11 protein-coding genes and 2 tRNA genes are annotated in these 14,241 nt (G+C 71.8%); 7 read left to right on the plus strand and 6 right to left on the minus strand.

Annotated elements, in window-relative coordinates; all coding sequences use genetic code 11:
• Position 1: 1 nt before the first annotated feature.
• Positions 2-733, minus strand: a complete 732-nt coding sequence (locus VE614_RS31695; RefSeq protein WP_324945131.1) for a decarboxylase — start codon at positions 731-733, stop codon at positions 2-4.
• Between the two features lie 308 nt (positions 734-1,041).
• Here VE614_RS31695 and VE614_RS31700 point away from each other — a divergent pair, with 308 nt between their 5' ends.
• On the plus strand, positions 1,042-1,989 hold the full coding sequence (locus VE614_RS31700) for a D-2-hydroxyacid dehydrogenase (protein WP_324945134.1): 948 nt from the start codon (positions 1,042-1,044) through the stop codon (positions 1,987-1,989).
• A gap of 15 nt (positions 1,990-2,004) precedes the next feature.
• Positions 2,005-3,387, plus strand: a complete 1,383-nt coding sequence (locus VE614_RS31705) for an amidase (protein WP_324945137.1) — start codon at positions 2,005-2,007, stop codon at positions 3,385-3,387.
• A 34-nt stretch (positions 3,388-3,421) separates the two neighbouring features.
• On the opposite strand, the gene VE614_RS31710 is transcribed toward VE614_RS31705, so the two are convergent.
• Positions 3,422-3,916 (minus strand): DUF3830 family protein, encoded by a 495-nt coding sequence (locus tag VE614_RS31710; protein WP_324945140.1) that lies wholly within the window; start codon positions 3,914-3,916, stop codon positions 3,422-3,424.
• A gap of 225 nt (positions 3,917-4,141) precedes the next feature.
• Here VE614_RS31710 and VE614_RS31715 point away from each other — a divergent pair, with 225 nt between their 5' ends.
• Entirely contained in the window at positions 4,142-4,900 is a 759-nt protein-coding gene (locus tag VE614_RS31715) for an IclR family transcriptional regulator (protein WP_324945142.1), read from the plus strand.
• 129 nt (positions 4,901-5,029) lie between these two features.
• Positions 5,030-5,103, plus strand: a tRNA-Lys gene (locus VE614_RS31720).
• Positions 5,104-5,153: 50 nt separating this feature from the next.
• Here VE614_RS31720 and VE614_RS31725 read toward each other — a convergent pair.
• The 3 genes from VE614_RS31725 to VE614_RS31735 all read right to left on the minus strand — a co-directional run bounded on the left by VE614_RS31725 (position 5,154) and on the right by VE614_RS31735 (position 8,425).
• Entirely contained in the window at positions 5,154-5,759 is a 606-nt protein-coding gene (locus tag VE614_RS31725) for a lytic polysaccharide monooxygenase auxiliary activity family 9 protein (RefSeq protein ID WP_324945145.1), read from the minus strand.
• Between the two features lie 144 nt (positions 5,760-5,903).
• Positions 5,904-7,007, minus strand: coding sequence for an SPFH domain-containing protein (locus tag VE614_RS31730; RefSeq protein ID WP_324945148.1), 1,104 nt, complete (start codon positions 7,005-7,007; stop codon positions 5,904-5,906).
• A gap of 125 nt (positions 7,008-7,132) precedes the next feature.
• Positions 7,133-8,425, minus strand: a complete 1,293-nt coding sequence (locus tag VE614_RS31735; RefSeq protein WP_324945151.1) for a peptidoglycan-binding protein — start codon at positions 8,423-8,425, stop codon at positions 7,133-7,135.
• Positions 8,426-8,622: 197 nt separating this feature from the next.
• Here VE614_RS31735 and VE614_RS31740 point away from each other — a divergent pair.
• The 3 genes from VE614_RS31740 to VE614_RS31750 all read left to right on the plus strand — a co-directional run bounded on the left by VE614_RS31740 (position 8,623) and on the right by VE614_RS31750 (position 13,110).
• Positions 8,623-8,696, plus strand: a tRNA-Lys gene (locus VE614_RS31740).
• 470 nt (positions 8,697-9,166) lie between these two features.
• On the plus strand, positions 9,167-11,176 hold the full coding sequence (locus VE614_RS31745) for a glycosyltransferase family 2 protein (RefSeq protein WP_324945154.1): 2,010 nt from the start codon (positions 9,167-9,169) through the stop codon (positions 11,174-11,176).
• Positions 11,173-13,110 carry a kelch motif-containing protein gene (locus VE614_RS31750; RefSeq protein WP_324945157.1) on the plus strand — a complete coding sequence of 646 codons (1,938 nt, stop codon included), beginning with the start codon at positions 11,173-11,175 and terminating at the stop codon, positions 13,108-13,110. The genes VE614_RS31745 and VE614_RS31750 overlap by 4 nt, the downstream gene beginning before the upstream one ends.
• 75 nt (positions 13,111-13,185) lie before the next feature.
• Here VE614_RS31750 and VE614_RS31755 read toward each other — a convergent pair whose 3' ends face one another.
• Positions 13,186-14,208, minus strand: coding sequence for a glycoside hydrolase family 6 protein (locus VE614_RS31755; RefSeq protein ID WP_324945160.1), 1,023 nt, complete (start codon positions 14,206-14,208; stop codon positions 13,186-13,188).
• Positions 14,209-14,241: the final 33 nt, after the last annotated feature.

Consider the following 14,241-nt stretch of genomic DNA (forward strand, 5'->3'; position numbering starts at 1 on the left):
GTCAGACCTGGACGATCGGCTCCCGGGTGAAGAGCGCGCCGAGGTTCGGGGCGTTCACCCGGCGGTCGGCCAGCCGCAGCGCCTCCCAGACGGTGACCTGGTTGGCGGTGAGCACCGGCTTGCCCAGCTCCTTCTCCAGCGCCGTCAGGTACGACACCGTGTGCAGGGCGGTGTCCGGCAGCAGCACGGCGTCCGCGTCCGCGTGATCGGCGGCACGGGCCAGGGCGAACAGCTCGGCCTCGCCCCAGGTGCCGGCCTCGGCGGCCGTGCCGATCCCCGAGCCGCGTACGGCGACCACGTCCAGGTCCCCGGCGCGCAGGAAGTCCGCGAAGAGCCCGGCGATGTCGTCCGGGTAGGTCGCCCCGATCGCGACCCGCCGCACCCCCAGTTCCCGGCCGGCGTGCACGAAGCCGAAGGATGTCGAGGAGGCCGGCATCCCGGCGGCGACGGCGAGGCCGCGCACCTGCTCGTTGGCGCCCTCCCAGCCGTACCCGAAGCTGCCGCTGGTGCTCGCCCACACCACCGCCTCGGCGCCCGCGTGCCGCAGCTCCTGGACGCCCGCCGCCAGCCGCTCCGGGGAGCCCAGCGCGCGCAGCGCGTCCTCGCGGCGGGCGTCCTCGCCGATGTCCGTGTGGACCAGGTCCACCCGGATGTCACTGCCCAGCAGCTGCTCGATACGGGGATAGTCGTCCTCGGCCGAGTGGCCCGGGTAGAGGAATCCGAGTGCGGTCATGTCCAGCCTTCCTGCTGTTCTTCCGGCAGTGCGGGGGGCCACGCGCGTGCCGTCCGGTCAGCAAAGCCTGATACGGCCCCATCACTCGGGTACCCAGTCGGCGCACCGCCGCCCACATCCCCGTTTGGCCGGCCGGGATCACGGCGGTGGGCGGCCCGGCCGCCGGCCGGGGGATCACGTCCCGGACAGGGCCAACCGGCGGCGCGGGAGCCCGTGTTGACGAGGGTGGGCCCGGGTGCGAGCGTGGTCAATCCGCGCATGTCAGACGTCGTTGGCGACAACCGATCCGCTGGGAGAGACGGCTGCCCATGACCGACCCCACCCTGCTCGTCCTGGACGCCGACCCGCTCCCCCGGCTCGGACGGCTCACCGGCCGGGTCCGGATCGTGCACACGGACGAGGGGGGACTCGCCGCCCGGCTGCCGACCGCGGACGTGCTGCTGGTGTGGGACTTCACCTCGCACGCGGTACGCCGGGCGTGGCCGGGCGAGGGGCCGCGGCCGCGCTGGGTGCACACGGCGAGCGCGGGTGTCGACCATCTGATGTGCCCGGAGCTGGCCGCCTCGGACACGGTGGTGACGAACGGGCGCGGCGTGTTCGAGCAGCCCATCGCCGAGTACGTGGCCGCGCTGGTGCTGGCGATGGCGAAGGATCTGCCGCGCACCTGGGAGTTGCAGCGGCGGGGCGAGTGGCGCCACCGGGAGTCGCAGCGGGTGGCGGGCACACGCGCGGTGATCGTCGGCACCGGGCCGGTCGGCCGGGCGGTCGCCCGGGTGCTGAAGGCCCTCGACATCCGTACGGCGCTCGTCGGCCGCAGGCCGCGCACCGGGATCCACGGCCCGGAGGACCTGGACCGGCTGCTGTCGCGGGCCGACTGGGTGGTGGCGGCGGCGCCGCTCACCGACGGCACGCGCGGCATGTTCGACGCCCGCCGCTTCGGTGTCCTCCAGCCGTCGGCGCGGTTCGTGAACGTCGGCCGGGGCGCGCTGGTGGACGAGGAGGCGCTGGCCGAGGCACTGGCCAAGCGGTGGATCGCGGGCGCGGCGCTGGATGTGTTCGCGGCCGAGCCGCTCGGCCCGCAGAGCCCGCTGTGGCGGCTGCCGGGGCTGATCGTGTCCCCGCACATGAGCGGGGACACGGTGGGCTGGCGGGACGAGCTGGGTACCCAGTTCGTGGAGCTGTACGAGCGGTGGGCGGCGGGCCGGCCGCTGTACAACGTGGTCGACAAGCAGCGGGGTTACGTACCGGGGCACTGAGGCGCGGGAGGCCGTATGGAGCTCACCGAACTGACCGCCGTACAGCTCGTCGAGGGCTACCGCACGGGAGCGTTCGACCCGGTGGAGGCGACCCGGGCGGCGCTGGCGCGGGCGGTGGAGATCCAGCCGGTCGTGGGCGCCTTCGTCCGGCTGACCGCGGACGAGGCGCTGCGGCGGGCGCGGGAATCGGCGGAGCGCTGGCGGCGCGGGGAGCCGGCGGGCCTGGTGGACGGGGTGCCGGTGACGGTGAAGGACCTCCTGCTGACGCGCGGCTTCCCCACCCTGCGGGGGTCGCGGACCGTCGACCCGGACGGGCCGTGGACCGAGGACGCGCCGTCGGTGGCCCGGCTGCGGGAGCAGGGGGCGGTGTTCCTCGGCAAGACGACGACGCCGGAGTACGGCTGGAAGGCGGTCACCGACTCGCCGCTGTCCGGTGTCACCCGCAACCCGCACGACCCGGCGCGCACCGCGGGCGGATCCAGCGGCGGCAGCGCGGCGGCGGTGGCGCTGGGCGCGGGCCCGGTGTCGCTGGGCACGGACGGGGGCGGCAGTGTGCGCGTCCCGGCCGCGTTCTGCGGAGTGTTCGGGCTGAAGCCGACCTACGGCAGGGTGCCGCTGTATCCGGCGAGCGCCTTCGGCACGCTGGCGCACGTCGGACCGCTGACCCGGGACGCGGCGGACGCGGCGCTGCTGATGGATGTGATCGCGGCGCCCGACGCCCGCGACTGGTCGGCGCTGGGCCCCGCGCCGGGCTCGTTCACGGCGGGGCTGGCCGGTGGGGTGCGGGGCCTGCGGGTGGCGTACTCGCCGACGTTCGGGGGACAGGTTGCGGTGCGTCCGGCGGTGGCGTCGGCGGTGCGGCACGCGGTGGAGCTGCTGGCGGGGCTGGGCGCGTACGTGGAGGAGGCCGACCCCGATCTCGCCGACCCGGTGGACGCCTTCCACACCCTGTGGTTCAGCGGGGCGGCCCGGCTCGGCCAGCGGCTGGGGCCGCACCAGCGGGAGCTGCTGGATCCGGGGCTGCGGGAGATCTGCGGGCTCGGCGCGCGGTACAGCGCGCTGGACTATCTGGCCGCGGTGGAGGTGCGGATGGATCTCGGCCGCCGGATGGGCCGCTTCCACGAGTCGTACGACCTGCTGGTCACCCCGACGCTCCCGCTCACGGCGTTCGAGGCGGGCGCGGAGGTGCCGAAGGGGTCGGGCCTGCGGCGCTGGACGGGGTGGACGCCGTTCACCTACCCCTTCAACCTCACCCAGCAGCCGGCGGCCTCGGTTCCGGTGGGCGCGGACCCGGACGGGCTGCCGGTCGGCCTCCAGCTCGTGGCCGCCCGGCACCGCGACGACCTGGTGCTGCGCGCGGCGCACGCGCTGTACGAGGCGGGGATCGCGCGCGGCTGAGGCACCGGACCGGGCGAGACCCGGCGGCGGCGGGTCACGCCCGCGCGAAGGTGAGCGTCTCCCCCGCCGCGCCGGTGCGCCACAGGTCGTTGCAGGCTGCCGCCATCTCCTCCAGGCCCTCGACGACCTCGCCCCACACCGTTCCCGGCACCCAGCCGACGTCCCCGTTGAGGAGCAGGTTGTTGCGTTCGTAGAACAGGGCGAGGTCGACGACGGTGGCCTCCGGGCGGATGGCGCGGTCGTAGCCGTGGGCCCGGTTGCCGAGCCGGGCGCCCTCGAAGCTGAAGTAGCACAGGTCCCCGGGGACGGGGGTGACGGTGGGGTTCTCCAGGGGCGGCTCGACACCGGTGAGGGGCGGGAAGAGGGCGTAGATCTCGTTCCGGGCGAACTTCGCGTGGTACACGTCCCCGGCGAGCGGCAGTGCCTCCCAGACTGCCGCGCAGGTGAGCGGGGCGCGGTCGTCCAGGAGCCGGGCGGTGCACCGTACGTCCCGTTCGGTCAGCGCGACTTCCACACAGCGATCGGCCATGCGGGGGCGGGTGTCCGCCGTGGTGCCCTTCACACCCCCGCGTGAGCGTGGCTGTGACGCCGAACGGGCTGGCGCATGCAGTTGGCATATGCCTCTGCTCTACGCCGCAGCTCGGGGGGCGCAATCTCGTCAACTGCCGCTCACTACAAGCCGCTTGCCGGTTATCGTGGAGATGACCCGAACCCCGGGTCACGGCACATCGACTGAGCGCACAGGGGGAACACCGTGGCGCTGAAGCACGAGCCGACCGCGCCGTACCACTCGGCTCAGGACGCCCTCCGCGTCCTGGAGACGGTGGCACGGCACTCCACCGGTGTCACCGACACCGCGATCGCCCGTCACACCGGCCTCGGCAGGGAGCGGCTGACCCCCCTCCTGCGGATGCTGCGCCGTGACGGCTACGTCGAGCAGGTGACCGACGGGGCGTATGTCACCGGCGCGGCCCTCGCCCGCCTCGGTTCCGCGCACGGCCGCGACCGGGCCCTGCACCACCACCTCCAGCGCATCCTGGCCCGGCTGCGGGACTCCGTGGGCGCCGCCGTCTACATCAGCCGGTACGTCGACGGCGAGGTCCGGGTCACCCAGTACGCCGACGGCCCGGCCACCCCCGCGGTCAACGAATGGGTGGACTTCCGCTGCTCCGCGCACGCCACCGCGGTCGGCAAGAGCCTGCTCGGCCAGCTCGACCACAACGGCCGGCGCGACCATCTGGCCCGGCACAAGATGGCCCGCTTCACCTCGCGCACCATCACCAGCGACAAGCTCCTGCTCTCCCGGCTGGAGTCGCAGCCGCCGACGGTGCCGGTCCTCGACCTCCAGGAGTACGCGGTCGGCACGGTCTGCGCGGCCGTCCCGATCACCGCGGGCGCCACGGTGGGCTGTCTGGCACTGTCCCTGCCGGTGGAGCACGCCCACCGGCTCCGCCAGGCCGCGGACACCCTGAACCGGAACGCGGCGCCGGTCCTCCTCTCGCTGGCCATCTGATCCGGCCCTGGTCCCCGGCGGTCCCCTCGGCCGTCTCCTGGGTGGTCTCCTGGGCGGTCGGAAGCACCCCCGAGGACCAGGTAGTATTTTCTTCGTCGCCGGCCGCGAAGAGCGGACGGCGGGAGTCATGCGCCGCTAGCTCAGTTGGTTAGAGCAGCTGACTCTTAATCAGCGGGTCCGGGGTTCGAGTCCCTGGCGGCGCACAGAAGAGGGCCCCCTCGCGAGAGCGAGGGGGCCCTTTGCGTTGCCCGATCTAGAACGTGACGTCCGAGCAGGCGTAGAACGCGTTGCCGGTGTCCGCGATCGTCCACACCGCCAGGATCACGTGCCGTCCGCTGAGCCCGGACGGCAGCGTGCCGCTGTGCGAGAGGGTCTGCGGCGGACGCTGGCCGCCGTACGGGACCGTGAGGAACGGGGTCAGGTTGAGGTCCGACCGGGACAGGTTGTGGTTCTGGTTCCAGCCCGGCTTGGTGACGTAGTACTTGAAGTCGGTCGTGGCGTGCATCGCCGTGAACTGCCAGCGGAAGGTGTAGCTCTGCCCGCCGTTGACCTTGGTGGCCGGCCAGGCGCCGCCCGAGGGGGTGCGCGGGGCGTCGAGCTGGGCGAACGGCGTGTTGTTGCCGGAGCAGATCCGGCCGTCGGCGGGCCCGGAGGCGGGGAAGCCCTTGGGGCCCTCGACGCTCTGCGGCTCCCACTGGATGGCGCCGCAGTTGGTGACCGTGCCGTTCTGGCACAGCTTCTGCCTGCTGATGGGGAGGTCGGTGTAGCCGTGGCCGCTGGCGCCGCCGGAGGAGAGCACAAGGGCTCCGGTCGTCGCCAGTCCCACCACGGCCGCGGACAACTTGGTCTGGGTGCGCATGCCGCCGCTCCTGGTGAACGTGGGGGAGGTTCGGTGAGCCGTGCAGTGGTACGGAGTAGGTCTAGACCAAGTTCAGAATATGGTCGTTGGTTGAACATGTCCATACCAAGGGCATAGGTCGGCCGCCGCTCGTCCGCCGCCCCGTCAGGCGCCCGTCTCCCCCCGCCCCGCGCAGAACGCCACCGTCAGGTCCTTCACCAGCGCCTTGCGCTCGTAGTCGTCCAGCTCCACCAGACCGCGCGTGGTCAGCCGGGTCACCGTGTCCTCCACCGAGTCCACCACCGAGGTCAGCACGCTCGCCCGGTGCTGGGCGTCCAGCGCGGCGATCCGGCGGCGGTGCATCGCGGCGGCCACCTCCGGCGCGTACTCGATCCGCACCGGCTGCACCGAGAACACCTCCAGACCCACCGGCGCCGCGTCCGTCCTCACCAGCCGGGTCAGCGTCTCCCCTGCCGCCGTCACCGACCCGCCCCCGCCGGGCATCTCCACCGCCACCCGGGCCAGCGCCGCCTCCACGCACTCGCGCAGATAGCCCTCGTGGTCCTCCACGCCCAGCACGGCCCGCGCGGTGTCCCGCACCCGCCACACCACCAGCACCACCACCCGCAGCGCCACCCCGACGCCGTCCACCGCGGGCATCGGCTCGCTGCGCCAGTGCCGCAGCCGTACGTCGACCCGGCGGCGCAGCAGCAGCGGGTTGACCCACATCAGGCCGGTGCGCCGGACGGTCCCCCGGTACCGCCCGAACAGCCCCAGCACCCAGGCCCGGCCGGTCCGGCCCCGGGCCAGCCCGCCGAAGCCGAACAGGCCGAGTGCCCCGGCCCCGGCGTACGCCGCCCACTGCGCCGGGCCCAGTCCGGCCGGCGCCGCGGCGGGCAGCCCCAGCGCCTCGACCGCGAGCGGCGGCAGCGCGCCCGCCCACCAGGAGGTGGCCAGTGCCCCGGCCGCCCCCGCCGTCCCGGCGAGCACCCCCGCCGCGCCGGGCAGCACCCGGGCGGGCCGCTCGGCCAGCTCCGGGTCGACCTCCGCCACGCGCCGCGGCTTCGCGGACACCGGGCGTCTCGGGCGCGGCTGCTCCCCCGTGCCGTGGCGGCGCCCCACGACGGCCGGTCCGAGCGGCACCGGATCGTCGGGGCCGTCGCGGAACAGCAGGTGGACCGGGATCTCGGTGGTCGCCTCGTTCTGGATGAGCCGGGCGGGCCGGGACGGCCCCTCGGGCTCGGGTGTGGGTGACGTGATCGTGCTCATGCCTGCCTCCAGCCTCCGCGCCAGATGCGTCCCAACAGGGGGGTGTGTCCCAACGGGAGGGTGTCCCGACGGGGGGTGTGTCCGACCGGGGGGTGCTTCCCCGGCGAGGGGGGTGTTGCGGGTCGTCACGAGAAGAGCCGCCGCCAGGTCTCCGGTCCCGGGTAGCCGTTCGCCGCGCCGCCCCGCCACCCCTGGGCACGCTGGAAGGCCTCCACGTTCCGCCGGTCCGCCTCCCCCCAGCGAGGCCCCGGCCCGGTCGTGTAATGCTTGCCGAACCCCTTCTTCACCAGCTGCTCTCCGAGCAGCGTGACGTGCGGGTTGCTCGCCCCCGCCCGGAACATCCCCCGCCCCGGGAACGCCGGGACCCGCGGCGGCGGGGACCCTGGCGGGCCGGCCGCCCCGGCCGTGATGTCCTTGCCCCGGCCACTGACCAGCAGCGCCCAGGTCTTCGGCCCGGGCAGTCCGTCCGCGGCGCCGCCCGTCCAGCCCTGGGCGAGCTGGAAGGCCCGGGTCGCCCGGCGGTCGGCCTCGGTCCAGCGGGGGCCGGGGCCCGAGGTGTAGTAGGGGCCGGCGCCCCGCTCGACCAGCATCCGGCCGAGCCGGGTGACGTGCTGGTTGTCGGCGCCGGGACCGAAGTAGGCCGCCCCGGGGAAGGGGTCCGCCGCCGTGCCGTCGTCCGGCCGGGCCCCGGAGGTGCCGGTGCCGAGCCCTTTGTGGCGGTAGGCGGCATAGCGGTCGGAGTGGGTCCAGTAGGCATAGGGGGTGGCCTGCGCGCGGGCGTGCGGGCGGGTCGCCTCGTAGGCGGTGTAGGAGGAGCGGGTGTGGTCCGTCCAGCCGCCGAAGATCACCACGTGGGAGCCCCGCTGCGGGTCCTCGGGGTTGTGGAAGAGCAGGATGTCGCCGGGCCCCAGCTCGTCCTTGGTGATCCGCACCCCGTACTGGCCGAGGGTGCCGGTCCACTCGTTGCCCGGGAGGTTCCAGGCCATGGAGACGAAGCCCGAGCAGTCCTGCCGGTACCCGTCCCACCAGAACCGGGTCATGCTGTACGGCACCTTCGCCGCGACCCAGGTCCTGGCCCGCCGGATGATCTCCGCCCGGGTGGTCGCGGGCGCCTCGGCCGGGACGGCCGGCTGGGCGGGCTTTCCGCCGGGGCCGTGCAGCGGAGCCTTGCCGCCCTGCGGGGTCTGAGGCTCGTCACCCGCGGGAACGCCGGGGCGCTGGAGGGCGTGCGGGGCGGCGACGGCGGGCGCCGGCTGTCCGGCGGCCAGGGCGGCGGAGGCCGCGGTGGCGACGGCCAGGGCACGGGACGTGACGGGGCGGCCCCCGGAAGGGGGCGGGAGGGCGCGGCGCCGGGCGGCGCAGCCGGGGCAGTCGCAGTCGCGCGGGGGATCGAGTTCCCTGAAAACCGGAGTCTCCATGCGATTCCCCTCACACTCCTGGTGGAATTGTCCACGCTTGTGCACGTTGATCAGTTTCACAACTGTCGTCGGGGCGCGCATGTTGACGGTCCGAATGATGTACGGCGACGCCGGGGCGCCCGCCGGGCCGCCGCCCCGGCCCCCTCCGGTGGTCGGGAGCACCCTCGGAGGTCATGTAGAGTTAACGATGTCAGCAGGCGCCGCTAGCTCAGTTGGTTAGAGCAGCTGACTCTTAATCAGCGGGTCCGGGGTTCGAGTCCCTGGCGGCGCACAGACGGAGAAAGGCCCCTCGCGAAAGCGGGGGGCCTTCTCGCTGCCCAGGCCGGCTCGTATCGATTCGCACACGGAATCGAAGCACATACGTGCATAACTGGTCACAAGCGCACCAGCAGGCGCCCACTTGTGCCCTAATGAGCGCGTATAGCCGGTAAATACCGTGTATCGCGTCTTGCGATCATGCTGAACGGCGTAGAACCCTGACTCTCAAGAGGCTGCGGACACGCGCCAATCGGGGGGCACGGAACCGGTTGCCGGCATGTGACGGGGAGAAGGGGGCCCCGGTTCACGAAGCGGCGCCGAGGGGGGCATCATGCAACCGGAAGCGCGCAGTTCCATGTCTATAGGGTGTGGACCACGTGGTGACTGCCGCGCACCACTGACACGTCCGTGAAGGCCGAGGGGGACCGGACCGGGCGAAGGAACCGACAGACACGCGATGACCCGCGTGTGGGGGGATGACTCATGACGTCGACGCCGACGGGCGCCCGGCAGGACTTCGACCCGTCACAGACCACCCAGCTCAGGGTGCCGGGGCACCGGATGAGCACCACGGGGACCTTCCGCCGGATCAAGAAGACGCTGCCGAAGTACGACTACGAGCACTACAGCCGGCTGGCCGGGCCCCTCACCCAGCCCGATCCGAACAAGCCGTACAAGGTGCAGTACCGCTCCCTGATCTCCCAGGAGCCGCACCGCATACGGGTCGCCCTGATGCTGATGGCGGCGCCGGTCCTGTCGCTGGTCCTGCTGTTCTGGCTGCTCCAGCCGGAGCACTGGACCGAGCGCGACTACCCGGCGTACGACTTCCTGCCGGCCCTCGACGTCGTGATGCTGGTCTCGATCGGTCTGATCGAGTTCTTCCGCTGCATGAACGTGCTGTCCAACGCGCACGCCACGCTGGTCGCCCGCGACCCGGTCCCGGTGGTCCCGGAGACCGGCACCCGGGTCGCCTTCCTCACCTCCTTCGTGCCCGGCAAGGAGCCGCTGGAGATGGTGACGAAGACCCTGGAGGCGGCGGTGAGGATCCGCCACCGGGGCGTGATGCACGTGTGGCTGCTCGACGAGGGCGACGACCCGGAGGTCAAGGAGGTCTGCGCCCGGCTCGGCGTGCGCCACTTCTCCCGCAAGGGCATCGCCAAGTGGAACCAGGCCAAGGGACCGCACCGGGCCAAGACGAAGCACGGCAACTACAACGCCTGGCTCGACGCGCACGGCGACGACTACGACTTCTTCGCCTCCGTCGACACCGACCACGTACCGCTGCCGAACTACCTGGAGCGGATGCTCGGCTTCTTCCGCGACCCGGACGTCGGCTTCGTCATCGGCCCGCAGGTCTACGGCAACTACGACAACTTCGTCACCAAGGCCGCCGAGTCGCAGCAGTTCCTCTTCCACGCGCTGATCCAGCGGGCCGGCAACAAGTACGGCGCGCCCATGTTCGTCGGCACCTCCAACGCGGTCCGCATCAGGGCGCTCAAGCAGATCGGCGGCCTGTACGACTCGATCACCGAGGACATGGCGACCGGTTTCGAGATCCACCGCCACGAGAACCCGGCCACGGGCAACAAGTGGCGCTCGGTGTACACCCCGGACGTGCTCGCCGTCGGCGAGGGCCCCAGCGCCTGGACGGACTTCTTCACCCAGCAGATGCGCTGGTCGCGCGGAACGTACGAGACGATCCTCAAGCAGTACTGGAAGGGCTGGTACTCGCTGCCGCCGAGCAAGCTCTTCAACTACACGATGATGATCATCTTCTATCCGATGTCGGCCCTGAACTGGATCCTGGCGGCGCTGAGCTGCGCGCTGTTCCTGGGCCTGGGCGCCTCGGGTGTGAACATCGACCCCACCGTGTGGCTGATGCTCTACGGCAACGCCTCCGCGCTCCAGATCGGCCTGTACATCTGGAACCGACGCCACAACGTCTCGCCGCACGAGCCGGAGGGCTCCGGTGGTGTGGCCGGCATGGTCATGTCCGCCCTGTCCGCGCCGCTCTACGCCAAGGCGCTGATCGACTCCGTCCTGCGCCGCAAGAGCAAGTTCGTGGTCACGCCCAAGGGCGACTCGGCCAGCCCGGACCGCTGGTTCGGCACCTTCCGGTACCACTGGTACTTCATCCTCATCTTCGCCGCGTCCATCACCGCCGGACTCGTCTTCGGCAACGCGCACCCCGCGATGATCATCTGGGCCACCTTCGCCCTGCTGATCACCGCCACCCCTGTCTTCGCGTGGCGGCACGGCCTGCGGCAGGAGAAGAAGCGGCCGGGCGCCCACGCCGCTGGATCCGCTCCGCCGGAGCGCGTGGACGCGGTCCCGGCCGCGGCGCCCTCGATGCCCGCGCAGTACTCTCCGCACGCCCCGCAGCAGCGGCCCGCCTGGGCCGACGCGCCCGGGAGCCCGGACGGGGGAACGGTCGGAGGGACCGACCAGACCATGCAGATCGCCCTTGGTGGACTTGGGGGACGTAAGGAATGAACGACCGTGCCGGCCGCCGCCGCGCCCGTCGACTCGCGATAGGCACGGCGGTGGTAGTCGCGCTGGCCGGGATGAACGGGCCGTGGCTCTACCGCTTCGGGACCGAGAAGTACCACCAGTACCAAATCAACAAACCCGAGTACAAAGCGGAGAACGGTCACTGGAAGATCGTCGAGTTCCCCGAGGAGTACCGGCAGAACACCATCCACGCGGCGCTGCTGCGCACCGGCAAGGTGCTGCTCGTCGCGGGGTCCGGCAACAACCAGGAGAACTTCGACGCGAAACGGTTCGACACCCGGATCTGGGACCCGGTCAAGGGCACCATCAAGAAGGTGCCGACGCCGAACGACCTGTTCTGCACCGGCCACACCCAGCTCGCCAACGGCAATCTGCTGATCGCGGGCGGCACCAAGCGGTACGAGAAGCTGAAGGGTGACGTCACCAAGGCCGGCGGCCTGATGATCGTCCACAACGAGAACCCGGACAAGCCGATCACGCTGCCCGCCGGCACCAAGTTCACCGGCAAGGCGAACGGCAAGACGTTCGTCTCCAAGGACCCGGTGCTGGTGCCGCGCGCGAAGAAGGTCTTCGACCCGGCGACGGGCAAGTTCCTGCGCAACGACCCCGGACTCGGCCGGATCTACGTCGAGGCGCAGAAGAGCGGCGCCGAGTACGAGACGGGCACCGAGGACAACTACCGCGTCCAGGGCCTGACCGGCGCCGACGCCCGCAACACCTACGGCATCGCGCAGAAGCTCGCCCTGGACAAGAAGGACTTCCAGGGCATCCGCGACGCCTACGAGTTCGATGCCGTCGCCGAGAAGTACATCAAGGTCGACCCGATGAAGGAGGCCCGCTGGTACCCGACGCTCACCACGCTGAGCGACGGCAGGATCCTCAGCGTCTCCGGGCTCGACGACATCGGCCAGCTGGTCCCGGGCAAGAACGAGGTCTACGACCCGAAGACCAAGAAGTGGACGTACACCGACAAGGTTCGCCAGTTCCCGACGTACCCGGCGCTGTTCCTGATGCAGAACGGAAAGATCTTCTACTCGGGTTCGAACGCGGGCTACGGGCCGGACGACGTCGGGCGGGACCCGGGCGTCTGGGACGTGGACACCAACAAGTTCACCAGGATTCCCGGGCTGAGCGACGCCGACCAGATGGAGACCTCCGGGACCGTGCTGCTGCCTCCGGCGCAGGACGAGAAGTACATGGTGATCGGCGGCGGTGGCGTCGGCGAGTCCAAGCTGTCCAGCGAGAAGACCCGGATCGTCGATCTGAAGGCGGACGATCCGCGGTTCGTGGACGGGCCGTCGCTGGACAAGGGGACGCGGTACCCGCAGGCGTCGGTCCTGCCGGACGACAGCGTGCTGGTGTCCGGCGGCTCGGAGGACTACCGGGGGCGCGGCGACTCCAACATCCTGGAGGCGCGGCTCTACCACCCGGACAGCAACACCTTCGACCGGGTCGCCGACCCCCTCGTGGGGCGGAACTACCACTCCGGGTCGATCCTGCTGCCGGACGGCTCGGTGATGTTCTTCGGCTCCGACTCGCTGTACGGGGACAAGGCGAACACCAAGCCGGGCACGTTCGAGCAGCGGATCGAGATCTACAAGCCGCCGTATCTGTTCCGGGGCTCACGGCCGTCGCTGTCCGGCGGACCGCAGACGATCGAGCGGGGCGGGTCGGGGACGTTCACCTCGCCGCAGGCGTCGTCGGTCAAGAAGGTGCGGTTGATCCGGCCGAGCGCCTCGACGCATGTCACCGATGTGGATCAGCGGTCGATCGCGCTGGACTTCACGACGTCCGGGGACAAGGTCACGGTGACCGTGCCGAAGAACCGGAACCTGGTGCAGGCCGGGTGGTACATGCTGTTCGTCGATGACGACCAGGGGACGCCTTCCGAGGCGCAGTGGGTTCGGGTTCCCTAGCGCCATGGGCGGCCGAAGGCCGGGTGTGGCTGGTCGCGCAGTTCCCCGCGCCCCTTCGGGACGCGGGGACTGCCGTTACTCGGACCCTTGCGCGAGCTTCAACGCGTACTCCGGCCACCACTCGCCCGCCTTCGGGCCGCCCTTGCATTCGCCGTCCGACTCGCCGGGTCGCTTGACCCAGAGGTAGGCGTCGACGAGGGGGTCGGCGGTCTTGGTGGTCGGGGTTTCGCCGAGGGCGCGGCCCGGCGGGTTGCACCAGCGCTCGCCGGGGTCACCGCCGGTGTAGGGGCCGTTGCCGTTGCGGCTGGTGTCGATGACGAACGGCTTGTCGCCCACCTTCGCGGAGAGCTGCTTGCCGTAGGCGATGGAGTCCTCGGTGGAGTAGAAGTTGGAGACGTTCACCGAGAAGCCGTCGGCCCGGGCGATGCCCGCCCACTGGAGGGGCTCGAAGATCTGGTCGGGGTGGCCCCAGCCGGCGTTGCCCGCGTCCAGGTAGACCTTGGTCGCCTTGAGCGACTTCAGCTTGCCGATGGCGTACTTGAGGAGGTCGTAGCGCTCCTCGTGGTACTCGTCCGGGGTGCAGCCGTCCACCAGGTGCAGGATCGCGTCCGGCTCCAGGACGACCGTGGCGGGGCGGTCGCCGATGCCCTCGGCGACCCCGTCGATCCAGGCCCGGTAGGCGTTGCCGTCGGCGGCGCCGCCGCCCGAGTACTGGCCGCAGTCGCGGTGCGGGATGTTGTAGAGGACGAGCAGGGCCGTGCGGTCGGCCTTCGCGGCGGCCTCGGTGAAGCCGCGGGCCTGCTCCTCGGGGTTCTCCGGGCTGATCCACTCGCCGGTCGGCTGCTGCGCGATCTTGCGGATCTGCTCGGCCTCGGCCTCCTTGCCCCCCTCGTCGTAGGCGGCGACCTGCTCGGCCGCCTTGCCGTCCGGGTTGACCCAGAACGGGGCCCGGTTCTTGGGCTGCTGGGCGATACCGGCCCCGGCGTCACCCGGTTTCGGCTCGTCCTTGTCGCCGGAGGAGCATCCCGCGATCAGCAGTGCCGCCCCCAGCACCACCGCGCTCGCCCGTACTCCGGCCGCCCCCCTGCTGCCGAACATCCCACTCCCCCTCGGTGCACTGTGCCAGGGCTC

The organism is Streptomyces sp., from assembly GCF_035645055.1.
In the GTDB taxonomy this organism is placed as follows: Bacteria; Actinomycetota; Actinomycetes; order Streptomycetales; family Streptomycetaceae; genus Streptomyces.